The 23,044-nt window shown below is 75.3% G+C and carries 16 protein-coding genes and 1 pseudogene; 6 read left to right on the forward strand and 11 right to left on the reverse strand.

Annotated features, from left to right (window positions below; genetic code table 11):
* Window positions 1–3 precede the first annotated feature (3 nt).
* Window positions 4–999 (forward strand): methyltransferase domain-containing protein, encoded by a 996-nt coding sequence (locus tag Sdagh_RS29340; protein WP_190077216.1) that lies wholly within the window; start codon window positions 4–6, stop codon window positions 997–999.
* Between the two features lie 29 nt (window positions 1,000–1,028).
* Here the strand turns inward: Sdagh_RS29340 and Sdagh_RS29345 are convergent, their stop codons facing one another.
* The 8 genes from Sdagh_RS29345 to Sdagh_RS29380 all read right to left on the reverse strand — a co-directional run bounded on the left by Sdagh_RS29345 (window position 1,029) and on the right by Sdagh_RS29380 (window position 13,473).
* Window positions 1,029–2,432 carry an FHA domain-containing protein gene (locus Sdagh_RS29345; RefSeq protein ID WP_190077217.1) on the reverse strand — a complete coding sequence of 468 codons (1,404 nt, stop codon included), beginning with the start codon at window positions 2,430–2,432 and terminating at the stop codon, window positions 1,029–1,031.
* Between the two features lie 72 nt (window positions 2,433–2,504).
* On the reverse strand, window positions 2,505–3,860 hold the full coding sequence (locus Sdagh_RS29350; RefSeq protein WP_190077218.1) for a vWA domain-containing protein: 1,356 nt from the start codon (window positions 3,858–3,860) through the stop codon (window positions 2,505–2,507).
* Window positions 3,861–3,990: 130 nt separating this feature from the next.
* The gene (locus Sdagh_RS29355) at window positions 3,991–5,400 is read right to left on the reverse strand and encodes a PP2C family protein-serine/threonine phosphatase (protein WP_189412562.1); all 1,410 of its coding nucleotides are present in this window, start codon (window positions 5,398–5,400) and stop codon (window positions 3,991–3,993) included.
* 3 nt (window positions 5,401–5,403) lie between these two features.
* Complete coding sequence (locus Sdagh_RS29360) at window positions 5,404–8,136, reverse strand: serine/threonine-protein kinase (RefSeq protein ID WP_226535948.1); 2,733 nt, start codon at window positions 8,134–8,136, stop codon at window positions 5,404–5,406.
* A 49-nt stretch (window positions 8,137–8,185) separates the two neighbouring features.
* On the reverse strand, window positions 8,186–9,496 hold the full coding sequence (locus tag Sdagh_RS29365) for a hypothetical protein (RefSeq protein ID WP_190077220.1): 1,311 nt from the start codon (window positions 9,494–9,496) through the stop codon (window positions 8,186–8,188).
* Between the two features lie 73 nt (window positions 9,497–9,569).
* Window positions 9,570–10,628, reverse strand: a complete 1,059-nt coding sequence (locus Sdagh_RS29370) for a glutamate ABC transporter substrate-binding protein (protein WP_190077221.1) — start codon at window positions 10,626–10,628, stop codon at window positions 9,570–9,572.
* A gap of 35 nt (window positions 10,629–10,663) precedes the next feature.
* Window positions 10,664–12,184 (reverse strand): GlnX family signal transduction membrane protein, encoded by a 1,521-nt coding sequence (locus Sdagh_RS29375; protein ID WP_226535950.1) that lies wholly within the window; start codon window positions 12,182–12,184, stop codon window positions 10,664–10,666.
* 158 nt (window positions 12,185–12,342) lie between these two features.
* Window positions 12,343–13,473 carry a mechanosensitive ion channel family protein gene (locus Sdagh_RS29380; protein WP_226536042.1) on the reverse strand — a complete coding sequence of 377 codons (1,131 nt, stop codon included), beginning with the start codon at window positions 13,471–13,473 and terminating at the stop codon, window positions 12,343–12,345.
* A 392-nt stretch (window positions 13,474–13,865) separates the two neighbouring features.
* On the opposite strand from Sdagh_RS29380, the gene Sdagh_RS29385 reads away from it, so the two are divergent.
* Window positions 13,866–14,402, forward strand: coding sequence for an HNH endonuclease (locus Sdagh_RS29385; protein WP_189412569.1), 537 nt, complete (start codon window positions 13,866–13,868; stop codon window positions 14,400–14,402).
* A 232-nt stretch (window positions 14,403–14,634) separates the two neighbouring features.
* Here Sdagh_RS29385 and Sdagh_RS36560 read toward each other — a convergent pair.
* Window positions 14,635–14,733, reverse strand: a pseudogene (locus tag Sdagh_RS36560) (Uma2 family endonuclease); the annotation flags it as partial.
* 532 nt (window positions 14,734–15,265) lie between these two features.
* Here Sdagh_RS36560 and Sdagh_RS29395 point away from each other — a divergent pair.
* The 3 genes from Sdagh_RS29395 (at window position 15,266) to Sdagh_RS29405 (ending at window position 17,997) form a co-directional block, all read left to right on the forward strand.
* Window positions 15,266–15,532 (forward strand): hypothetical protein, encoded by a 267-nt coding sequence (locus Sdagh_RS29395; protein ID WP_189412576.1) that lies wholly within the window; start codon window positions 15,266–15,268, stop codon window positions 15,530–15,532.
* The gene (malQ, locus tag Sdagh_RS29400) at window positions 15,533–17,635 is read left to right on the forward strand and encodes a 4-alpha-glucanotransferase (RefSeq protein WP_190077223.1); all 2,103 of its coding nucleotides are present in this window, start codon (window positions 15,533–15,535) and stop codon (window positions 17,633–17,635) included.
* A gap of 71 nt (window positions 17,636–17,706) precedes the next feature.
* Window positions 17,707–17,997 (forward strand): hypothetical protein, encoded by a 291-nt coding sequence (locus Sdagh_RS29405; protein WP_189412580.1) that lies wholly within the window; start codon window positions 17,707–17,709, stop codon window positions 17,995–17,997.
* A gap of 114 nt (window positions 17,998–18,111) precedes the next feature.
* Here Sdagh_RS29405 and Sdagh_RS29410 read toward each other — a convergent pair whose 3' ends face one another.
* Window positions 18,112–18,699 carry a TetR/AcrR family transcriptional regulator gene (locus Sdagh_RS29410; protein ID WP_189412582.1) on the reverse strand — a complete coding sequence of 196 codons (588 nt, stop codon included), beginning with the start codon at window positions 18,697–18,699 and terminating at the stop codon, window positions 18,112–18,114.
* Window positions 18,700–18,872: 173 nt separating this feature from the next.
* Between Sdagh_RS29410 and Sdagh_RS29415 the strand changes: the two genes are divergently transcribed.
* Window positions 18,873–20,354 carry an FAD-dependent monooxygenase gene (locus Sdagh_RS29415; protein ID WP_372478481.1) on the forward strand — a complete coding sequence of 494 codons (1,482 nt, stop codon included), beginning with the start codon at window positions 18,873–18,875 and terminating at the stop codon, window positions 20,352–20,354.
* 68 nt (window positions 20,355–20,422) lie between these two features.
* Here the strand turns inward: Sdagh_RS29415 and pepN are convergent, their stop codons facing one another.
* Window positions 20,423–22,993, reverse strand: a complete 2,571-nt coding sequence (gene pepN / locus Sdagh_RS29420) for an aminopeptidase N (protein WP_189412584.1) — start codon at window positions 22,991–22,993, stop codon at window positions 20,423–20,425.
* Window positions 22,994–23,044: the final 51 nt, after the last annotated feature.

The following is a 23,044-nucleotide window of genomic DNA, read 5'->3' on the forward strand; positions in this document are numbered from 1 at the left end:
GACATGGGCGGATTCGCTCCCGGACAGGACCGTGACCCGGACGGCCTCGCCGCCTCGGCGCGGGCCGCGCTGGTCCGGGAGATCGAGCTGAGCGGCGCCTGGGCCGGCGACCCGGTCTGGCGGGCCGCCTTCGAGGCGGTCCCGCGCCACCTCTTCGTGCCGTACTACTACGTCGGTGCCGTCGGCGGCTACGAGCGCCGGTGGAACGGCCACCCGGACCCGGCGGCGCGCGAGCGCTGGCTGCGCGGCGCCTACGCCGACACCCCGCTCGCCACCCGGCTGCGCGACGGCGAACTGCTCTCCTCCAGCAGCCAGCCCTCGCTGATGGCGATGATGCTGGTCGCGCTGGGGGTGGCGGACGGCGACCGGGTCCTGGAGATCGGTGCGGGGACCGGGTACAACGCGGCGCTGCTCTGCCACCGGCTCGGCGACGACCGCCTGGTCACCACCGTCGACCTCGACCCGGAGATCACCGAGTCCGCCCGCCGGCACCTGGCCGCCGCCGGATTCCACCCGGCCGTCGTCACCGGCGACGGGGCGCGCGGGGTACCCGAGCGCGCCCCCTTTGACCGGGTCATCGCGACCTGCGCGCTGTCCGCCGTACCGCCGGCCTGGGTCGCGCAGTGCCGGCCCGGCGGACGTGTCCTCACCCCGCTGGCCACCGGCCTGGTCACACTCGCGGTGCGGGACCCGCGGCACGCCGAGGGCCGTTTCCTGGAGACGCCCGCCTACTTCGTGCCGCTGCGCGGCGGCGAACCGGCGGCCGGGCTGCCCGCGCCGGGCCTGAGCGGCGTACCGCGGTGGGTGCGGGACGACGACCTGTTCCGCTTCCTGCTCGCGCTGAGCCGGGGCGGCCTCGACCCGCGGGAGGCGTACGCGCTCTGGGAGCGCGAGGGCGCGCCGCGCCGGGAGCGCTACGGCGTCACCGTGCGCGACGGGCGGGGGTGGGCCTGGCTGGACGACCCGGAGGGGCCGTACGTCTGGCCCCTCCCGGTCTGATGATCACCGGTCCGATCACCGGTCCGGCCTCAGTCCCGGCGGACGGTGATCGTCGTCCAGGCACCGACGTGCACCCGGTCGCCGTCCTGGAGCGGCACCGGCACGTACGGCTGGATGGGCTCCTCGCCGCCGTTGACCGTGGTGCCGTTGGTCGAGTTCTGGTCGACCACCGCCCAGCTGCCGTCCGGCTGGTGGACCAGGATGGCGTGCTGGTGCGAGACGCCCGGGTCCTCCGGCGGCACCGACAGGTCGATGTCGGGGGTGTCGCCGGTGGAGTGCCGGCGGCGGCCGATCGTGAGCTGGTTGCCGGTGAGCGGGCGCTGCTGCTCGGGCGAGTACGCGGGCAGGTTGAGGCCCGCGGCCTCGGGGCCGGAGCGCTGCATCATCGCCATGAAGTACTCGCGGTCCGGGCCGATGGTCGCCGTCCAGGTGCCCGGCCCCTGCGGCGGCGGGGGCGCCTGCGGCTGCCGCGCCTCCTGGTGCCCTTGGTGCCCGTGGGGCGGCTGGGGCTGCGGCGGCTGTTGCTGCTGCTGGGGCGGGTAGCCGTAGCCCGGAGGCGGCGGGGGCGGGGCCTGGTGGCCGGGTGCCTGGGGGCTGCCGGGCCCCGGGTAGCCGTAGCCGTTCGGCGGGCCGGGCGGCGCGGGGGCGGGCGGGGCGCCGGCCGCGCCGGGGCCGCTCCGGCCGCCGCCGGGCGGGGCGATCCGCCAGTCGTCGTCACCGCCGCCGAAGGCCGGCCCGCCCGGCCGGGGCGGGGTGCCCGGCTGCGGACGGTCGCCCTCCTGCGGGAACGCGGGCGCGGGCGGCGGCGGGCCGGGCTGCTGCTGCCACGCCGGCGGGGGGCCGCCGGCCGCCGGGCCTGGGCCGCCCGCCCGGCCGGGGTGCGTGCCACCGGGAGCGCCGGGGTGGCCGGGGCCGTTCGGTCCGCCGGGCGCGCCCGGACCGCCCGGCGCGGGGCCGGGCGGGGGCGGGACCGGGCGGGACGGGTCGCCGCCGAAGCCCGGGAAGTTCTGCGGGATCGGCTCGGCGGGCCGGTTCACCTGCGAGGGCCGGGAGCCCTGGTACTCCGGCGGACGCCCGCCGGGGTAGGAGTCACCGCCGCCGCCACCGCCGTAGGACGGACCCGGAGGGCCGGACGGCTGCTGGAAGTGGGGCGGCGGGCCGGAGGCCGGGCGCGGCGCGGCCGGGGTGTACGAGGTGGCCGTGTTGGTCAGGAAGTTCCACCGGCACTCCTCGCAGAACGGGGCGCCGCCCTCCCGGGGCGTGCGGCACTGCGGGCACAGTTCCGGGCCGGCTCCGGGGGCGGGCGGCGGATAGCCGTAACCGCCCGCCGGGGGCGGCGGGGGAGGCGGCGGCACGGCACCGGCCATGCGGTGACCGCAGACCTCGCACCAGTCGTCGGAACCCGACTGGTGTCCGTTCGGGCAGGTCGGCATGTCGGCGCTTCCCCCTTTCCTGCAGGGTCCTGCTGTGGGCTGCTACGGCGGTACGACGTCACTCTCGAGACGTCACTTCTTTACACGAACAGTCTTTGTGGAACGGGTTTCGAGTGTCATCTCGTCCGCCTCCTCGACCTTCGCCTTCAGTCGCACAGTACCTGCCGCGGCGTCGACCACGTCCACCACCTTCGCAAGCAGTTTCGCTGTATCGGCGTTCCCGGAGGAGCCGGCGAGCTGAACGGCCCGGCCCAGTCTGGCCGTTGCCCCGTCCCGGTCGCCCGCTTTGCGCAGTTCCAGCCCTTCCTGGACGGCCCGGGCCAGTTCCGCCTGGCCGGTGTAGTGCGCGACCTGCGCGTTCAGGGAGGTGGAGGCGGCCAGGTCGTCCGTCCACACGGCCCGTACGAGACCCTGGGCGCCCAGGGGGTGCGCCGTGCCGTCGGGCCGGGGGACGACCAGGGAGACGCGGGCGGCGAGCATCTCCTGGCCCAGGCCGGCGGGGGGCACGTCCACACAGACGTGGTAATCCCGGGACTCGTCGCCCCAGGACCCCGTGGGGTAGTCACCGGCGCGGGCCGTCGCCTCCGTGCGGCGGCCGGTCAACTCCTCGACCGTGGGCGCGACCTGCTTGACGAACTTCACGGTGGAGCCGGCCGGGGTCCACAGCCGCAGGGCGACGTCCGCGACCTCTTTGCCCATGGCCGTCTCCATCATGCGCGCGAAGTCGGCGGCGAGCCCGGCCGGATCGGCGACGATGTCGGCGGTGCCGAGCAGCGCGGAGGCGACCGCTGTGACTTCTTTCACTTCCCAGTCGGTGCCCACGCCCCGCGCGTCACAGGTGAACCGCCCGGCGCAGGCGTCCAGCGTCGCCCGGAGGTCCTCGGGCGACTCGTGCTCGTTGCGCCCGTCGGTGAGCAGGATGCCGTGCCGGATCTCGGCGTCCGCCGAGGCCAGCAGCCGGTCGGCCAGCCGCAGCCAGGTGCCGATGGCGGTGCCGCCGCCCGCGGTGAGCCGGCGCAGGGCCAGCTTGGCCTGCTCGCGCGTGGTGGCGTCGGCGACGGCGAGGCGCCCGCCGCCCGGATAGACCTCCTTGGCCACGTGCGTCCCGCCGATCACGCAGAAGCGCACCCCGTCGCGCAGGGTGTCGACCGCGGCGGCCGTGGCGTCCCGGGCGCCGCGCATCTTGGCCGGCGGGTGGTCCATCGAGCCCGAGCAGTCCACCATGACGGCCACGGCCGCGGCCGGGCCCCCGCCCGGCGCGTGGGGCGCGTACCGGTGGGGTGCCGTGACCGCGCCGCCGATGGTGCCGCCGCCGGTCGCGGTCACCGTCACGATCGCGTTGACCTCGCGCCCGCCCTCGGGCAGGTACTCGTTCTGGTACACGTCCACCGAGAAGCGCGGCGCGTTCGACTTCGAGAAATTGGCCATGCCCGTTCGCATCCCCCTCGACCGGGACCCCGCCGGGCGGGGCCGGTTGCGGTGAGCGGACCGCCCCCTGCGGTCCGCGAGGCCCGGTGCGCGTACGTGTGCGGGTGCTTGCGCGCCTTTTGTACCGGCCTCAGGCCGATCCTGCCCCCTGCGGCGGGGCGGGGAACGGCACCACGGCCACTGTTACGTTGTCGTGGCCCCCGCCGTCCAGGGCGTGACCGACCAGGACTCGGGCGGCGTGCAGGGGGCGCGCGGCGGCGTCCGCCGGGACGATCTCGGCCATCTCCCCGGCCGACTCCGCGTAGTTCCACAGGCCGTCGGTGCAGACCACGACCACGCCGGCCCGGTCCGGCCGGTAGGACGCGGTGTGCGGGTCCAGTTCGTAGGCGTCGGCGCCGAGCCAGCCGGTGATGGCGTGGGCGCGTTCGTCGGCGTACGCCTCGGCCTCGCTCATCAGGCCCGCGGCGACCATCTGGGCGGCCCAGGAGTCGTCCTCGGTGAGGCGCGCGGGCGGCGCGGAACGGTCGGCCGGCACCCAGTAGACCCGGCTGTCGCCGACCCAGCCGACGACCAGCAGCCCGGCCGTGACGACGGCGCCGACCAGGGTGCACGCCGGGGCGTTCTGGTGCGGGGCGTGCTCGCGGGCCTCGGCGGTCCCGGGGGCGGCGCCGGCCAGGGCGTCCACCGCGCGGGCGGCGGCGACGATCGCGTCGTGCATGGCCTGCTGGGGGTGGGTGCCGCGGGGCAGGGCGTCGAGCAGCGTCTCGCGGGCCGCGCGGGAGGCGGCGAGGGACGCCTCGTCGGGGCGGGTCGCGGAGGAGACGCCGTCGCAGACGATGGCCACGGCGGCCGGGGTGCCGTCGGGCAGCGCGGTCCGGCCGACGCCGAACGCGTCCTCGTTGCGGTGGTGGCGCAGGCCCCGGTCGCTGACCGCGGCGAGGGGGCCGCACTCCTGCTCCATGTGGTCGCGCTCGCGGGGCTGGGCGTGCCCGCAGTTCTCGCAGTAGCCGTCGCCGTCGACACGGCCGGTCCGGCAGGCGACGCACAGGGCGCCGTCCGGAGCAGCGCCGTCCGGGGCGCCGGCGGGCGCGGGGAGCGGGCCGGGTTCCGGGGCGGGGGTGCTCATGCGCGGGTCCGGTTCCTGGAGGAGGTACTCGTCGGGCTCCTGGCCCCGGGCCTGCGGCACACCGGACGAGGCCGGCGCGGGCGGCCCGGCGTAGGGCGGTCCGGCCTGCGGCGCGAGGGGCGGTCCGGCGGGGGGCGACGGGACCATGGGCGGTCCGGCCGGCGGGGGCGGGGCGCCGGGCGGCAGCGCGGCCCCGTACGGCGCGGGCGGACCGGGGGCGGCCGGCCCGCCACCGGGCGGCGCGCCGTTCATGACGATGGTCGGGCTGCCGGCCGCGTCCACCGGGTCCGCGGCCCGTTCCGGTACGGCGGACAGCTCCAGCCCGCACGCACCGCAGAAGCGGTCTCCCGCCTCAACGGGCTCCGCACAGCCGGGACACAGCGGCCGGGCGGCCTGCCGGGGCATCTGCGACATCAACTACACCCACGTCCGGGGGCGGTAACGATTGGCACGTTCCACCAGGTCGATCCTCTCCTCGCCGCCTCGGGCCAGCCGGGCGAGCGTGCGGTACGAACGCTCCAGCCCGAAGCGCAGGCCCCGTTCGTCCAGGCCGCTGCCGAGCAGCGTCCGGGCCCCGGCGGTCGCGGGGTCCCCCTCGCCCGGACCCCTGCCCCCGGAGAGTACCCAGTCCAGCGCGGCACCGAGGACTTCGGCGGACAACCGCTCGCGGCGCGCCGGGTCCAGACCGTACACGTCCAGCGCCTCGACCTGCCGGGCGGCGGCCGTCAGGTCCTCCAGGAACGATAGGTCGCCGGCGGTCGCCGCGCGTTGACGCAGCCGGGCCCGCACCGCCGCCATCCGGGCGGCCGTGCAGTGGACGGACGACTCCGGGACCGACTCCAGGGTGCGGACGGCGCCGCGCCGGTCGCCGGTGGCCAGCAGCACCCGGGCCAGCCCGAAGGCGGCGCTCACATGGCTGGGGTCGGTCGACCACACCAGCCGGTAGTACTCGGCGGCGTTGTCGAGCTGCCCGAGCACCTCCGCGCACAGGCCGAGGCCCAGCTTGGGCGCGGTCTCGCCGGGGAAGGCGTCGTAGATCGCGTCGAAGGAGAGCGCGGCCGTCCCGTGGTCGCCGGTGACCAGCGCGGCCACGCCCCGGTACCACACCACCCGCCAGTCGTCGGGCCGTTCCGCCTCCAGCAGGCGCAGCGTCTCCAGGGCGGGCGCGGGCTCGCCCTGCTCCAGCCGGGCCCGGATCTGCCGCAGCCGGGTCTCCACCGACGGCGCCGGTGCGGCGGCCAGCGCGCCGAGCAGCTCACCCGGCGCGGACGCCAGCAGCCCCGCCAGGAAACCGGCGTTGGGGTCGGCCGGGTCGACCCGGGGCACCGGCAGCGCGAGCGCCGCCCGCGGGCCGTCGACCGGCTTGACCAGGCCGGGCGCGCCCGCCGCGGGCAGGGCGGGGGAGGAAGCGGCCCGGCGCCGCGGGGGCCGGGCGCCCAGCCGGGAGACCTCGCCGTGCAGGGCCGGGAACAACTCGGTGTCCGGTACCCGCACTTCCGGCCCGAACAGGGTGGACAGCGCCGGCCGGGCCTGCCCCGACTGGAGGGAGACGACCTCGCGCAGCACGCCGGTCAGCTGCTCGGCCATCTCCTGCGCGGAGGCGAACCGGCGGTGCGGGTCGGGATCGGTGGCGCGCACCAGCAGCCGGTAGAAGGACTCGTACTGCCGGAAGACCTCGATGGTGTCGGGGTCGGGCAGGGAGTCGACGTAGACGCTGGTGCAGCCGTGGAAGTCGAACGTCAGCACCGCCAGCGTCCGGCCCACCGTGTACAGGTCGGAGGCGACCGACGGGCCGGTGTCCGCGACCTCCGGCGCCTGGTAGCCGACCGTGCCGTAGATCGCCGACTCGTCGTCGTCCATGCGGCGCACCGCGCCCATGTCGATCAGCTTGAGCTGGTCCTCGGTCTGTATGGCGTTGTCGACCTTGAAGTCGCAGTACAGCAGGTGGCGGCTGTGCAGATGGGCCAGCGCCTCCAGCGCCTCGATGCCGTACGCGCACGCCTGCCCGACCGGCAGCGGGTCGCGTCTGCCGTCCGGGGTGCGCCGGTCGTTGGCGATCTCCTTCAGCGACTTGCCGCCGACGTACTCCATGACGATGTAGCCGTCGAGGGAGCCGGTGCGCTGGTCGAGGTGCTCGACGAAGTTGTAGATCCGCACGATGTTGGCGTGCTCGATCTCGGCGAGGAAGCGCCGCTCCGAGATGGCGGCGGCCATCGCGTCCTGGTCGCCGGTGTCCAGCAGGCCCTTGAGCACCACCCAGCGGTCGGAGACGGCCCGGTCGACGGCGAGGTAGACCCAGCCGAGCCCGCCGTGCGCGAGGCAGCCCGCCACCTCGTACTGGCCGTGCACCACGTCCCCGGCGCGCAGCTTGGGGACGAAGGAGTACGGGTGGCCGCACTTGGTGCAGAAGCCCTCCGTGCGCCCGGGGCGTCCGGCCCGGCCCCGGCCCACCGGCGCGCCGCACTCGCCGCGCGAGCAGAACCGCTTGCGCTCGGGCACCTCCGGGTTGTCCAGGACCATCGAGCGGGGGTCCGGCCGGGGCACCGCCGGGACCTGCACCAGGCCCGCGCCCAGCCGGCCCCGCGCGGAGGCGCCGGAGGCCGAGCCGGAGCTGCGCACCGACACCGAGCGGCCGGTGGACCGGCCCGACCGGGTCCGGGAGAGCCGCCCCGACACCGACCGGCGGGACTTCGCGGACTGCGACGACGACCGCGAACCGCCGCCGCCGCGCGAGCCCTTGGCGCTGCCCCGGGACTCCGCCTCCTCGCCGGTGACGTGCGTGGGGGCCGAGCCGACCAGGCCGGACGGGGAGACCACCGGCGCCAGGCCGCAGGTGTCGCAGTACAGCTCGCCGCCGCCGACGTCCTCGTACGTCCCGTCGCAGCCGGGACGCTGGCAGGAACGGGGCACATCAGGCCGGTCCGGGGGCAACGGTGGGTCCGGGGGTTCCGGGGCCGGCGGGGATTCCCGCGCGCCCGGCGCCTCGGGTGCGCGCCGTGCGCCCGGTGCCTCCGGTGCTGGCCGTGCGCCCGGCGCTCGCGGCGCGGTGGCCGCCAGACCGCAGGTGTCGCAGTACAGCGCACCGCCGCCGACGTCCTCGTACGACCCGCCGCAGCCGGCACCGCGGCAGGCGTCGCCCGGTCCGCTCATCCGCTTCCCTCCCCCCGGCCGGCGCCCCGGCCCGTGCCGTCCCCGCCGCTCACGTGCCCGGCTCCGCGCCGCGCGCCCGGTCCGCCGGGCCGCCCTGGCCGGGCACCCGCGGCGGGGCGGAGCCGAGCAGCTCCGCCGCCGCGTGCTGGAAGCGCAGCACCGCCTGTTCGGCCACCCGCAGATCGCAGGGCGCGCTCCACAGCATCCGGCGGGCCCTCTCGTACTTCTCCACCAGCTCGGGGTCCTCCGCGAGACCGTGCCTCGCGACCTTGGCCTTGTAGGCGTCGAGCCGGCCGCGCAGCTCGGCGCGGACCGCGAGCGGCGCCGTCACCGCCGTCAACGACTCGCGGGCGCGCAGCAGTTCGTCCTCCGCCTTCTGCTCCAGGGACTCCAGGAGCGGGGAGAGCCGGTGCCACTGGGCGTGCCGCCGGTACTCGGCCGCCGCCGCGAGCTGCTCCTGGAGCGCGGTCGGCGGACCGCTGACCACCGGCACCTCCGTCGCGGCGATCTTCGCCAGCACCTCGCCGCGCGCGGTGCGGGCCTCGGCGAGGGTGCGGTCGGCGCGGGAGAGCACGTCGCGCAGCCGCACGATCCGCTGCTCGGCGTCCTGACGGACCGTCAGTACGGCGTCGATCTCCCGGCGTACGTCGTCCAGGGCGCGGGCCTCGCGGTCGTAGACCGTGGTGTCCGGCCGGCCGCCGCCGGGCGCCGAACTGCCCTCGGCGGGCACCCAGTACGCCAGCGGGTCGGAGATCACTTCCTCGCGCAGCCGGGTCAGCGTGCGGGTGATCCGCTCCAGGTCGTCGCCGGCCGGGTGCTCGCCGGGGCGGACGCCGACCGAGTGGGCGAGGCGGCGGGTGCGCTGGAGTTCGGCGGAGAGCAGGTCGATCCGGGCGGGCAGCGCGGACCACACCGCGTCGGCGGCGACCACCGTGTCCAGCGAGGACGCGTACAGCTCGTTCATCCGGTCGACGAGCGCGGCCAGCGTGAAGCGTTCGCTGAGCAGGCCGCCGCCGGAGCCGGGCAGGGTGACGCACTCGCCGCGCAGCAGCTCCGTCAGCTCCACCAGGTCCTCGCGGCTGGACCAGCGGCGGCGGGCGCGGATGTCCCGGGCGGTGCGCAGCGCGTCGGTGTAGGCGTCGAAGTACGTCCACAGCAGGGTGATCGACGCCTCCGTGCGCGCCCAGCGCTCCTCGGTGACGCCGGTCAGTCCGGCGCCTTCGAGGAGTCTGCGGCCCGCGTGGTCCTGGAGGGCGAGGAGGGAGGTCTCGATCGCCTCGTGCTCCGCGCCGAGCCGGCCCAGCGCACGGTCCACCTCGTCCCGGTCCAGTACCGGCCCGGTGGGTCCCGTGACGCCCATCGATCACCTCTCGCTGCGGTCGGTTGACGGCTGAAGACTGACAGTTGACGGTCCGGAGGAGGAAGGGCGGTCCCTAGCTCCCGCGCAGGTAACGCGGGCGCGGGGGCTCGGACTTGCGCATGTCCTCCTCGCCTCCGCCCAGTGTCGCCGACAGCCAGGTCCGGTACGACGTCCGCCAGCCGTCCGGGTCCGCGCGGAAGTCCACCAGGATCTTGTTCACCCGGCGTACCAGGTCGTCGGCGTCCTTGCGCATCGCCACGCCGTAGTACTCGGTGGTGAACGCGTCGCCCTTGAGCGCGACCGTCGGGTCCTGCGCGGCCTGGCTGGCGGCGAGCGCGCCGTCGGTGACGACCGCGTCGACCTCGCCGAGCTGCAGCCGTACCAGGCAGTCGAGCTGGCTGGGGACGGTGACGCTCAGGTCGGCGGAGGCGACGAGCTTCCCCGCGGCCCGGTCCGCCGTCAGCTGGCTGAGGGCGGTCGAACCCGCCGCCGTGCAGATCCGCTTGCCGGCGAGCGTGCCGTCGTACCCCGTGATCGTCGAGGACTTGGGGGCGAGCAGCTGCTGGCCCGTGCGGAAGTACGGGGCGGAGAAGGCGACGTCCCGCAGCCGGTCGCAGTTGATGGTCATCGTGCGGACCACCATGTCGACGCGGCCCTCCTGGATCGCCGGAATCCGCTGGTCGGTGGGGATCGCCTTGAACAGGACCGCGTTCCGGTCGCCGAGGATCTCCTCGGCGATGCGGTGCACGAGGTCGATGTCGAAGCCCTCCAGCTCGGCGGTGCCGCCGCTGTTGGGGTCGCGGTACCCCCAGCGGTAGCTGTTCTGGTCGACGCCGACGATCAGCTTGCGCTTCTCCTCCGGGCGGCTGCGGATCTCCTCGATGGCGGGGCCGTCGGCGCCGGACGGGGCCAGCGTCTGCCGCTCCGGGTCCGTGCACGCGGCCTCGGCGCGGGCGAGCTCGCCGTGGGTGACGCCCGTGCCGCCGTCGCCGGCGGCGCCGAGGCCGCGGGCCGCCGGGCGGAACGCGGGCAGCAGGCAGACGAGGAGCAGCAGCGCCAGGACGCAGCCGACCGCCATGGCCCCCACGCCGCCCCAGCCCCTCAGCCGGGCCCGCGGATCTCGTACGCGCATCCTCGTGCCTCCCTCCCGTGTCCCTTCGCCGGTGTTCATCGGTACTCCGAGAGCCTGCGGCCGATGCCGAGGACGGCGCCGGCCGCGCCGAGGGCGGCCAGCGTGCCGGCGCCCTGCGGCAGCCCCGCCAGCGCGTCCAGACCGGCGCCGGCCGCCCGCGCGAACTCCCGCTCCTCGTGCGCCAGGGCGGTGGCGAGCGCGGTGTCGACGCCGTCGAAGGACTCGGCGGTGGCACCCCGGCCGCCGATGACCTTCTCCAGCGCCTGCCGGTAGTTGCCGTTCTCGTCCTCGGCGCGGGCGGCACGGTGGCGTTCCCGCCACCGTGCCGCGTCGCCGGCCGCCGCCGCCACGGGGCGCTCGCCCGCCGCGTCGTCGGCGAGCCGCCGAGCCTCCGCCAGGTCCGCGCCGAGCGCCGCCATCTCCGTCCGGTACTCCGCGTCGTAGGCGTCCTCCCGTTCGCCGCCCACGGTCACGGTCTCGGCGCCCCGCGCCACCAGGGTGAGGTTCTCGTTGCCCCGGGCCTTCAGGGAGGCGAGGCGGGCCTCGTGCAGCACGGTGAGCGAGCGGACGCCGTGGTCGTGGGAGGCGCTCAGCTGGGAGCGGGCGACGCCGTGGCCGACGACCAGCCAGAGCAGGGCGGCGGCGGTGGCGGCGGTGGCCGCGACCAGGCCCCGGTTGAGGACGCGGTGGGTGCGCCGGTAGGTGCGGTACTGCGCCCAGGCCAGGGCGGCCAGGGCGAGCAGGCCGAGGACGAGCGCGGCCCACGGGGGGCGTTTCGCGTCGGCGTAGTCGTCGCTCAGCCGCCCGTTCTCCGAGGTGTAGAGGGCCTCGGCGGCCGGGAGCATGTCCTCCTGCATCAGGTCGTTGGCGTAGCGCAGGTAGGCACCGCCGACCGGGTAGCCCTGCCGGTTGTAGACGCGGGCGCGCTCGACCAGGCCCTTGTAGCGGGGGAGCAGCCGGTTGAGGTCGGCGACGGTGGCGGCGGAGGCGGAACCCGGCTCGGAGTTGGCGGCGGCCGTCACCAGGCTGTCGGCGGCGGTGCGGATGCCCTGCTCGTAGCGGTCGCGGGAGTCCTTCGTCTCCTGGCCGCCGGCGAGGAAGCCGGTGGAGGCCGCGGTGTTCGCCGCGGCCAGGGAGCGGTAGATGCCGGCCGCCTCGGAGCTGAGCGGCTGGCTGCGGTGCAGTACGTCGCCGGCCGCGGCGGTGCGCTCCGCGGCCTGCCAGGCGGTGACCGTGCCGAAGGCGACGACGAGCAGGGCGAGGAGGGCGCCGAGGGCGCGCAGCCGGCCCGGTTCGGTGACGGCGGCGGCCCGCAGCCGCTCCACGCCTTCGGCGAGGGCGGTCCGGCGCGGGGGGACGCCGCCGGGGTCCGGGCCGGAGCCGTGACTGGGGCCGGGGCCGGAGCCGTGACTGGGGCCGGGGAGCAGGGGCGCGGCGGGACGGGCCGGGGCCGTGGCCGGTCCGGGAGGCGCGGGCTGGGTCGGTACGGCGGACAGGGCGGCCGGCGCGGGCGTGTCCGGGTCCGGTGGCGCGCTGCCGTTCGGCGGTTGACTCACTCCGACCTCCCCCATGGCCACCCGTCGCCGCAAGTATCGCCGCCCCGGCGCGGATGCGCACCGGCCCGCACGGGCCCCCGCCCGGTTCCGTGCCCCCGCACCACCTTTGCCCATGAATACGTCGGGGGAACCGGCTCGGTTCCCCCGAGGGAGGCCGGCTATTTGTTGATGTTGGTGCCGGTGTTGGGCGGGGGCAGCGGGGAGGCCGCGGCCGACTGCGGGGAGGAGGAGTTGGCGTAGGCGGAGGGCGCGGCGACCCCGGCCGTCGGGTCGGGGGCGATCTGCTCGGACTCCTCCACCGGGGCGGTGGCGCCGCCCACGATGTCGATGTCGGCCGCGTCGAAGGCCCGCTTGATCCGCCAGCGCAGTTCGCGCTCCACCGCCAGGGACTTGCCCGGCATCGTCTTCGCCGAGACCCGGACCACCATGGAGTCCAGCAGCACCGACTCCAGGCCGAGCACCTCGATGGGGCCCCAGAGCAGCTCGTTCCAGGGCTCCTCCTTGCTCATCCGCTCGGCGACCGCGTCGATGGTCCGCTTCACCCGGTCCAGGTCCTCGTCGGCGCGGACGGTCACGTCCACCCCGGCCGTCGCCCAGCCCTGGGAGAGGTTGCCGATGCGCTTGACCTCGCCGTTGCGGACGTACCAGATCTCGCCGTTGTCGCCGCGGAGCTTGGTGACGCGCAGCCCGACCTCGATGACCTCGCCGGAGGCCACGCCCGCGTCGATGCTGTCGCCGACGCCGTACTGGTCCTCCAGGATCATGAAGACGCCGGAGAGGAAGTCGGTGACCAGGTTGCGGGCGCCGAAGCCGACCGCGACGCCGGCCACACCGGCCGACGCCAGCAGCGGCGCCAGGTTGATCTGGAAGGTGGAGAGCACCATCAGCGCGGCGGTGCCGAGGATGACGAAGCTCGCCACCGAGCGCAGCACGGAACCGATGGCCTCCGAGCGCTGCCGGCGCCGCTCGGCGTTGACCAGCAGACTGCTCAGCGGGTGGCCGCCGCCGCCCGAGCCGGTCCGGCGGTTCATCCGGTCTATCAGCTTGGTGATGCCCCGCCGTACGACCGCCCGCAGGACCGCCGCGATCACCACGATCAGCAGCACCCGCAGTCCGATGGCGAGCCAGGTCGACCAGTTCTCCTCGACCCAGCCGGCGGCGTTGGACGCGCTCTCCTGGGCGTCCTGGAACGACGGCACGGCGGGCGTCGACTCGGAGGGCGAGGGCGAGGGCGACGGGGAAGTGGACGCGGACGCGGACGAGGACGACGACGGATCGGCGGCCGACAGGACGGCGGCGTACGCGGTGGACGCGACGGACGCGACGGACGGGGACACGGCGGGACCTCCAGGAGCAGCGGTCCGCCCCTCCGGTGCGGGTCGCCGCGGCGCGCGGGGCCGGGGCGGTCCAAGGTCACGAAAAGGTCACCGGACGGGCGGAAACACCACACTAACGGGGCACCGTGCGCGGATCGGCAGTATGGGCGAAAGGGAGACGGTCCTCACCCGCCCGTGAGCAGGTGCTTGAACGGGCCGGGGTCCGGGGGATGTATCCGATGTGGTCGAAAACACTCCCAGCCCGTTACCGGGACATGGTGGCGCTTCCACCAGGCCTGAGGGGAGACTGACTACGGATCGTCCCGGCGCGAGCCACGCGCCGCCGGCGTACAAGGAGGCCATCCGTGCCGCATGTCCTGGTCCTCAACGCGTCGTACGAGCCCCTCGGCGTCGTACCGCTCCGCCGCGCGCTCGTCCTCGTCCTGGAGAACAAGGCCGTCTGCCTCGAGGAGTCCGGCGCCTTCCTGCACAGCGCGACCGTCACGGTCCCCGCGCCCAGCGTGGTCCGGCTCAAGCGTTTCGTGCGGGTCCCCTACCGGGGCCCCGTCCCCCTGACCCGCCGCGCGCTCTTCGCCCGCGACGGGGGCCGCTGCATGTACTGCGGTGGCGTGGCGACCAGCGTCGACCACGTCGTCCCGCGCAGCCGCGGGGGCAAGCACGCCTGGGACAACGTGGTGGCCTCCTGCCGCCGCTGCAACCACACCAAGGCGGACCGGCACCTCACCGAGATCGGCTGGCGGCTGCGCCACAAGCCGGCCCCGCCCACCGGTCTGGCCTGGCGCATCATCGGCACCGGCCACCGGGACCCGCGCTGGCTGCCCTACCTCCAGCCGTACGGCGCGGACGACGCCCTGGCCCGGATCGACGGCATCTCCGCCTGACCCGACGGGTGCCGGGCGGCCGGGAGCGGGTCAGCGCGCCCGGTTCCTCAGCGGCTCGGTGCCCAGGGTGACTTCCACCGGCTCGGGGAGCGCGACCTCCTTGCCGAAGGGCGGCGTCTGCACGGTCTCGTACCGCCCGCCGTCCGGCCGGCGGTACCCCTTGGCCTCGCAGGTGTGCCTCGCAGGTGTCCCTGTCGATCAGCAGATACACCGGACTCCCGCTCCCCGCGTACGCCCGCGGCTTGTCGACCCGGTCACGCCGCTCGGTGTCGGAGTCGTACGCGGTGACCTCCACGATCATGAGGACGGGGGTGGGGCCGGCCCCTTCGCCCTGCCCGACGAAGGCTTCCGCCGGGGCGAGGGAACCGTCGGGACGGGCGCGGCCCTCGCGGTAGGGCGTCGATCATCAGCCCCCGTGTGGCGTCGAGCCACAGGCCGGGCCGGTGCCGCGTGCAGACGCGTGTCAGCCACCGGATGACGCGTCCGCGATCGCCGTCCGGCACGGCCTTCCCCCCAGATGTCCGTTGATGAACTCCAGCCGCACGCCCTCCATGCTCCGGGCGGCATGGCGGGCGAGTTCCTCGAACTCGCTGACGAGATCCGGGGCCTGCCGGCGGCCACGGTCACAGGGCTTCTCCGGCATTGGGGTGGCACATGGCCGGAGCAGGGGAGATGGGACCGGTCGGGGCGGGATGTCCCACTCGGCGGGGACGGTCCCGCCGGGGACGCGTGACGCGGCCGACGCGGGCGAGCGGCGAGGGCGGATGTGACCAGGGTCACGTTGTCCGCGTCGGGGCGTCTGGTTACGGATCTGCTGGGTAGGGCTGCGATTACCCCTGGCCGTACCCGACAAGGAGGCCTTCGTGGCTGCACACCTCACCTTTCCCGCCCCTTCCAAACCCTCGGCGGAGCACTCCGCCGAGACCGAGGATGCGTTCGGCGGGCCGGACGCGTACGGGGAGCCGCCGCTGACCAGTGAGCCGCCGCTGCCCGATGCCGAGCCCCTCACCAGTGAGTCCCCCTTTCCCGACGTGGTGCCGCTGACCAGCGAGTCCTCGCCCGAGTTGACCGCGGTCGTCCCCGAACAGGGCACCGCCTCGTTCGCCGTCCCGGAACCCGCGAGGCCGTAAGTGGCGGCCGACCGGCCGGACGGGTCCCCTTCCGGGGAGCTGACCCGGCTCGCCGAGCTGCACGGCGTCGCCGCCTCCTACCGGCCCTCGCCCGACCGCACGGTCACGGCCTCCGCCACCGCCCTCACCCGCGCGCTGGCCGCCCTCGGCGTCGACGCCGAGGGGCCGGACGCCGTGCGCGCCGCGCTCGCCGCCCGCGAGGACGCCCGGCGCGCCGCCCTGCTGCCGCCGACCCTCGTGCGGTGGAGCGGCGGACCCGTGCCGGCGGCGCTGGCCGCGCTGCCCCCGGGGACCCGGGTGGGCGTGACGACCGAGCAGGGCGAGGAGCGGGCCGGCGTCGAGGACCTCCCGCCCGGCGTGCACCGGCTCACCGCCACCGCCCCCGACGGGCGCCTCGCCCGCTGTCACCTCGTCGTCGCGCCGCCCCGGCTGCCCGCGCCGCCCGGACGCTCCTACGGACTCCTCGTCCAGCTCTACTCCCTGCTCTCCCGGCGCTCCTGGGGCATGGGCGACCTCGGCGACCTCGGCGAACTGGCCGCCTGGGCCGGACGCGCGCTCGGGGCGGGATTCGTGCAGGTCAACCCGTTGCACGCCGCCGTGCCCGGGAGCGCGGGCACGCCCACCGACCCCTCGCCGTACCGGCCCTCCTCACGGCGCTTCCCCGACCCCGTGCACCTGCGGATCGAGAACATCCCCGAGTACGCGTACGCCGCCGACCGCACGCGCCTGGACGGCCTGCTGGAACGGGCCGGGCGGCTGCGCGCGGACGCGCTCGGCGGCCCGGACGCCCTGATCGACCGGGACACGGTGTGGCGGCTCAAGCGCGAGGCGCTGGAGGTGCTGCGCGAGGTGCCGCTCGGCCCCGGCCGGCGCGCCGCGTACTGCGATCACCTCGCCGCCCAGGGGCAGGCTCTGGAGGACCACGCCACCTGGTGCGCCCTCGCCGAGGTCCACGGACCCGACTGGCGGCGCTGGCCGGCCGCGCTGCGCGACCCCCGCTCCGCCGCGACCGCCCGCGCCCGCACCGAGCTGAGGGACCGCGTCGACTTCCACACCTGGCTCACCTGGCTGACCGAGACCCAGCTCGCCGACGCCCAGCGCACCGCCCGCGACTCCGGGATGCCGGTCGGGATCGTGCACGACCTGGCGGTGGGGGTGCACCCGGTGGGCGCGGACGCGTGGGCGCAGCGGGAGTACTTCGCCGAGGGCATGTCGGTGGGCGCCCCGCCGGACGCCTTCAACTCCCGCGGCCAGGACTGGGGCCTGCCGCCCTGGCGTCCCGACCGGCTCGCGGAGTCCGGCTACGCGCCCTTCCGCGACCTGCTGCGTGCCCTGTTCCGCTACGCCGGCGCCCTGCGCATCGACCACGTCATGGGGCTGTTCCGGCTCTGGTGGGTGCCCGAGGGCCTGCCGCCCACCGAGGGCGCCTACGTCCGCTACGACGCCGAGGCCATGCTCGCCGTCCTCGTCCTGGAGGCGTCCCGGGCCGGCGCCGTGGTGATCGGCGAGGACCTGGGCACCGTCGAACCCGGTGTGCGGGAGGCGCTGCGCGAGCGCGGCGTGCTCGGCACGTCCGTCCTGTGGTTCGAACGGGACTGGGAGGGCGACGGCCGTCCGCTGCCCGCCGACCGCTGGCGCGCCGACTGCCTGGCCACCGCCACCACCCACGACCTGCCGCCCACCGCCGCCCGCCTCACCGGCGACCACGTCGCCCTGCGCGACCGGCTGGGCCTGCTCACCCGCCCGGCCGAGGAGGAACGGGCCGAGGCCGCGGCGGACGCGGGGGAGTGGCTGGACCTGCTCGCCCGGCTGGGGCTGCTGCGCGGCCCCGGCGGCGGCGCCGATCCCGACTCCGAGGAGGCCGGCGTCCAGGCCGTGTACCGCTTCCTGCGGACCACCCCGGCGCGGATGGCCGGGATCTGGCTGCCGGACGCGATCGGCGACCGCCGCCCGCAGAACCTCCCCGGCACCTGGGACCAGTACCCGAACTGGAGGCTGCCGATCGCCGGCCCCGACGGCCGCCCGGTGACGCTGGAGGAGCTGGCGGCCTCCCCGCGGCTGCGCGCGCTGATCGAGGCGGTACGGGCCGGCGGCCCGCGCTGACGCCGTCCGCCCGGGGCCCCGTACGGCACCCCGGGCGCGCGGCGGTGATCGGCGTTCGCTAACTTGGGACCGTGGACAAGAAGAACGCCTTGCGCGCCGGCACCCTGGCGGCCGGTACGACGCTGATGATGCTGCTCATGTCGTCCCCCGCGCTCGCGCTGACCCGCGACGACGGCGACGACCCCGGCACGGGCCTGAGCGTCATCGAGACGCTGGGCCTCTACGTCTTCGCCCCGATCGTGCTCTTCGCGGTCATCGCGGGGCTGGTGATGGTCCTCGACCGCTCCAAGGAGGAGCACCGGGTGACCAGCCGCAACATCAAGACCCGGGAGACCATGAAGAAGGCCGAAGCCAAGGGCTGACGGCCGGCTCCCGAGGATTCGCCGAGGGCGCCTGCCCTGCCGCACGTACGCGCGTCACCGCCGTACGTGGGCGGGGCAGGCGCCCTCGACGTGTTCCCGGGAGCCGGCGGGTGCTCAGGGGTGCGGGGCGGTCAGGTACCGCTGCACGGAAGGGGCCAGCCACGCCACGATCTCGCCCTCGGACAGGTCCACGGCCGACGGGATGCGCAGCACGTACCGGGTGAGCGCCAGCCCGAGGAGGTGCGAGGCCACCAGGGCGGCGCGGGCCGGGGCCTGCTCGGGATCGGGGCAGACCCGCTGGGCGACCGGCAGCAACTGGTCGCGGAAGATGTCCCGGGTGCGCTCGGCCCCGGCGGCGCTCTGGGCGCCGACCCGGAGGACGGCCGTGAGCACCTCGTTCTCCTCCCACAGGGAGAGGAAGTGCCGCACCAGGGCCTCGCCGGCCCGGTCGCGGGGCAGGGCGGAGACGTCGGGCAGCGCCAGGTCCACCGAGACGGCGGCCGTGAACAGGCCCTCCTTGCTGCCGTAGTAGCGCATCACCATCGAAGGGTCGATCCGGGCGTCCCGCGCGATGGCGCGGATGGTGGCCCGGTCGTAGCCGTCGGCGGCGAAGCGCTCGCGGGCGGCTTCGAGGATCGCGGCGCGGGTGGCGTCGGAGCGGCGGGCGGCGGGAGCGGGCGGAGGGGCGGCAGGGGTGGGCATGCCGTCGAGTTTAGGCCAACAGTCGTAGGCCAACAAGCGAGGGCCAACAATCGTTGACTCTCTCGTGCGCCCGCTCGTACAGTGACAACAAGCGCTGGCAAACGAGCGTTGGCCAACTGTTGTTGGCCAACCCGTGTCGGCCAACCCGTGTCGGCAAACCTAGGAGGCCCCCCATGGAGTCCACCATGGTCAGCTCCACCACGGTCAGCTCCACCACGGACAGCACGCCCCGCCCCGTGATCGTCGTGGGCGCCGGTCCGACCGGTCTGCTCCTGGCCGGGGACCTGGCCGCCGCCGGTGTCCCCGTCACCCTCGTGGAGAAGCGCCCTCCGGAGATCAGCAACCTCTCCCGCGCCTTCGGCCTGCACGCCCGCAGCCTGGAACAGCTCGACGCGCGTGGTCTCGCCGAGCCGCTGGAGGCGATCGGCCGCCCGCTGGACCGCATCCGCTTCTTCGGCCTGGCCCTCGACTTCGCCACCCTCCCCTCCCGCTTCCGCCACGTCCTGGTCCTGCCGCAGTACGAGGTGGAGAAGGTGCTGCGGCGGCGCGCGGAGGAGGCGGGGGCCGTCCTCCGGTTCGGGACCGAGGTGACCGGGCTGCGCCAGGACGCGGAGGGGGTGACCGTCACCGTCCGCCGCGCGGACGGGACCCCCGAGGACCTCCGCGCGGCCTACGTCGTCGGCACCGACGGCGTGCACAGCGCCGTGCGGGACGCGGTCGGGCTGCCCTTCCCCGGCCGGGCCGTGATCCGCTCGGTGGTCATCGCTGACGTGCGGCTCGCCGAGGAACCGGAAGGGCAGCTCGTCGGGCGGTCCGCCGCCGGGGCGTTCGTCGTCATGGTGCCCTTCGGCGACGGGTACCACCGGGTCGTCGGCTGGCACCGGGAGCACAACGTCCCCGAGAGCGAGCCCGTCGGCCTGGCCGAGGTCGAGGAGCTGGTCCGGCTGGTCACGGGCCGGGACTTCGGCCTGCACGACCCCCGCTGGCTCTCCCGCTTCCACAGCGAGGAACGGCAGGTGCCCGCCTACCGCGTCGGCCGGGTCTTCCTCGCCGGTGACGCGGCGCACGTGCACAGCCCGGCCGGCGGACAGGGCATGAACACCGGGCTCCAGGACGCCGCCAACCTGAGCTGGAAACTGGCGGCCGTCCTGCACGGCCGGGCGCCCGAGACCCTGCTCGACACCTACCACGGCGAACGCCACCCCGTCGGCCGGGCGGTACTGCGCAGCAGCGGCGGCATGATCCGCCTCGCCATGGCCGGACGCCCCTGGTCACGGGCGCTGCGGTCGCTGGCCGTCGCCGCCCTGGACCACGCGGGACCCGTCCAGCGCCGGGCGGCCGGGCTGGTCACGGGCCTCGCGTACGCCTACGCCGCTCCGCGCGGCGCCCACCGCCTCACCGGGACCCGCGTCCCCGACGTGGCCCTCGCGGGCGGCGGCCGGCTCTACGAGGCACTGCGCGGCGGCCGGTTCGTCCTCATCACCGCCGACGGCCACAAGGGCGCGGAGGACCGCGCGGACCGCCTCGCGGCGGAGCGCTGGGCGAGCGGACGCCGTACGGCGGTGCTGGTACGGCCCGACGGATACGCGGCGTGGGCGGCCGAGGACCCGACCCCGGCGGCGACCGAGGCGGCCCTCGCCGCGCACGTCGGCTAGAAGGCTGCCCTGGCACAGCGCGGGGCGTCCGGGATCGAAACCCCGGACGCCCCGGAGGACAGGGACCGTCAGCCCGCCGCCGCGTCCGCCGCCTGGGCGCGCAGCGCGCGCTCCACGCCCGCGCGGGACTCGGACACCAGCCGCCGCAGGGCCGCGTTCGGACCGGCCGACTCCAGCCACGCGTCCGTCTTGCGCAGCGTCTCCTCGGAGACCTGCACCGCCGGGTACAGGCCCACGGCGATCTGCTGGGCCATCTCGTGCGACCGGGACTCCCAGACGCCCTGGACCACCTCGAAGTACCGGTCCGTGTACGGCGCGAGCAGCTCCCGCTGGTCGCTCTGGACGAAGCCGGCGATGACCGCCTCCTGCACGGCGTTCGGCAGCTTGTCGGAGTCGACCACCGACGCCCACGCCTCCGCCTTGGCCTCCTCGGTCGGCCGGGCCGCCCGCGCGGTCGCGGCGTGCCGCTCACCGGCGGCGGTGCGGTCCCGCTCGTACTCGGCGGCGATCTCCGCCTCGTCGTAGCGGCCGACCGCCGCGAGCCGCTGGACGAACGCCCAGCGCAGCTCGGTGTCGACGGCCAGGCCCTCCACCGTCCGGGAGCCCTCCAGCAGCGCCTCCAGCAGGTCGAGCTGCTCCGGCGTGCGCGCGGTCGCGGCGAAGGCGCGCGCCCACGCGAGCTGGTGGTCGCCGCCCGGCGTCGCGGCGCGCAGGTGCGCGAGCGTCGCCTCCGTCCAGCGGCTGAGCAGCGTCTCGCGGGCCGCCGGGTCGGCGTAGCTGTCGACGGCCAGCTTCACCTGGCGGTGCAGGGACTGCACGACGCCGATGTCGGACTCCTTGCCGATGCCGGACAGCACCAGCGAGAGGTAGTCGCGGGCGGCGAGTTCGGCGTCCCGGGTCATGTCCCAGGCCGACGCCCAGCACAGGGCGCGGGGCAGGGACTCGGTGAAGTCACCGAGGTGCTCGGTGACGAAGGCCAGCGACCGCTCGTCCAGACGGACCTTGGCGTACGACAGGTCGTCGTCGTTGAGCAGCACCACGGACGGGCGGCGCTCGCCGACGAGCTGCGGTACGTCGGTCAGCTCACCGTCGACGTCCAGCTCGACGCGCTCGCCGCGGACCAGCTTGCCGGCCGGGTCGAGGTCGTAGAAGCCGATCGCGATGCGGTGCGGGCGCAGCGTCGGCTCGCCCTTGGCGCCGGCCGGGAGCGCCGGGGCCTCCTGGCGGACGGCGAAGGAGGTGATGGTGCCGTCGGCGTCCGTGTCGATCACCGGCCGCAGCACGTTGATGCCGGCCGTCTCCAGCCACGCCTTCGACCAGGACCTCAGATCCCGCCCGGAGGTCTCCTCCAGCGCGCCCAGCAGGTCGGACAGGCGCGTGTTGCCGAACGCGTGCCGCTTGAAGTACGCCTGCACGCCCCGGAAGAACTCGTCCTCGCCGACGTACGCCACGAGCTGCTTGAGGACGCTGGCGCCCTTGGCGTAGGTGATGCCGTCGAAGTTGACGAGGACGTCGTCCAGGTCGCGGATGTCCGCCATGATCGGGTGCGTGGACGGGAGCTGGTCCTGCCGGTACGCCCAGGTCTTCATCTGGTTGGCGAACGTCGTCCACGAGTGCGGCCACTTCGAGCCCGGCGCGTACGCCTGGCAGGCGGCCTCGGCGTAGGTGGCGAACGACTCGTTCAGCCACAGGTCGTTCCACCAGCCCATGGTGACCAGGTCGCCGAACCACATGTGGGCCAGCTCGTGCAGGATCGTCGCGGCCCGGCCCTCGTACGCGGCGTCCGTCACCTTGGACCGGAAGACGTACTGGTCGCGGATGGTCACCGCGCCCGCGTTCTCCATCGCGCCCGCGTTGAACTCGGGCACGAACAGCTGGTCGTACTTCTTGAACGGGTACGGGTAGTCGAACTTCTCCTGGAACCAGTCGAAGCCCTGCCGGGTCACCTCGAAGATGGCGTCCGAGTCGAGGTGCTCGGCGAGCGAGGGACGGCAGTAGATGCCCAGCGGCACGGTCTGGCCGTCCTTCTCGTACACGCTGTGCACCGAGTGGTACGGGCCGACGATCAGCGCGGTGACGTACGTCGAGATCCGCGGCGTCGGCTCGAAGACCCAGACGTTGTCCTGCGGCTCGGGCGTCGGGGAGTTGGAGATGACCGTCCAGCCCTCGGGCGCCCGCACGGTGAACTGGAAGGTCGCCTTCAGGTCCGGCTGCTCGAAGGAGGCGAAGACCCGGCGGGCGTCCGGCACCTCGAACTGGGTGTACAGGTACGCCTGGTCGTCGACCGGGTCGACGAACCGGTGCAGGCCCTCACCGGTGTTGGTGTACGCGCAGTCCGCCACCACCCGCAGGACGTTCCGTCCCTCCAGCAGGCCGGGCAGGGCGATGCGGGAGTCCTGGAAGACCTCGTCCACCGGCAGCGGGTCACCGTTGAGGGTCACCTCGTGGACGGTGGGGGCGACCAGGTCGATGAAGGACTCCGCGCCGTTCTCCGTGACGTCGAAGCGGACCGTGGTCACGGACCGGTAGGTGCCGCCCTGCTGCGCTCCGCAGAGGTCGAGGTCGATCTCGTACGCGTCGACGGAGAGCAGCTTCGCCCGCTGCTGTGCCTCTTCGCGGGTCAGGTTTGTGCCAGGCACGCGGTCATCTCCTCGTATGTGTCGTTTCCGTCATCCTTCCACGCGGGCCGG

This window comes from Streptomyces daghestanicus, assembly GCF_020521275.1.
In the GTDB taxonomy this organism is placed as follows: domain Bacteria; phylum Actinomycetota; class Actinomycetes; order Streptomycetales; family Streptomycetaceae; genus Streptomyces; species Streptomyces griseoviridis.

What these genes read in the sequence shown, in the direction of transcription:
- Sdagh_RS29340 (WP_190077216.1), top strand. Translation starts at nt 4, where the DNA reads ATGGGCGGATTCGCTCCCGGACAGGACCGTGACCCGGACGGCCTCGCC.
- Sdagh_RS29345 (WP_190077217.1), bottom strand. Translation starts at nt 2,432, where the DNA reads ATGCCGACCTGCCCGAACGGACACCAGTCGGGTTCCGACGACTGGTGC.
- Sdagh_RS29350 (WP_190077218.1), bottom strand. Translation starts at nt 3,860, where the DNA reads ATGGCCAATTTCTCGAAGTCGAACGCGCCGCGCTTCTCGGTGGACGTG.
- Sdagh_RS29355 (WP_189412562.1), bottom strand. Translation starts at nt 5,400, where the DNA reads ATGTCGCAGATGCCCCGGCAGGCCGCCCGGCCGCTGTGTCCCGGCTGT.
- Sdagh_RS29360 (WP_226535948.1), bottom strand. Translation starts at nt 8,136, where the DNA reads ATGAGCGGACCGGGCGACGCCTGCCGCGGTGCCGGCTGCGGCGGGTCG.
- Sdagh_RS29365 (WP_190077220.1), bottom strand. Translation starts at nt 9,496, where the DNA reads ATGGGCGTCACGGGACCCACCGGGCCGGTACTGGACCGGGACGAGGTG.
- Sdagh_RS29370 (WP_190077221.1), bottom strand. Translation starts at nt 10,628, where the DNA reads ATGCGCGTACGAGATCCGCGGGCCCGGCTGAGGGGCTGGGGCGGCGTG.
- Sdagh_RS29410 (WP_189412582.1), bottom strand. Translation starts at nt 18,699, where the DNA reads ATGCCCACCCCTGCCGCCCCTCCGCCCGCTCCCGCCGCCCGCCGCTCC.
- Sdagh_RS29415 (WP_372478481.1), top strand. Translation starts at nt 18,873, where the DNA reads ATGGAGTCCACCATGGTCAGCTCCACCACGGTCAGCTCCACCACGGAC.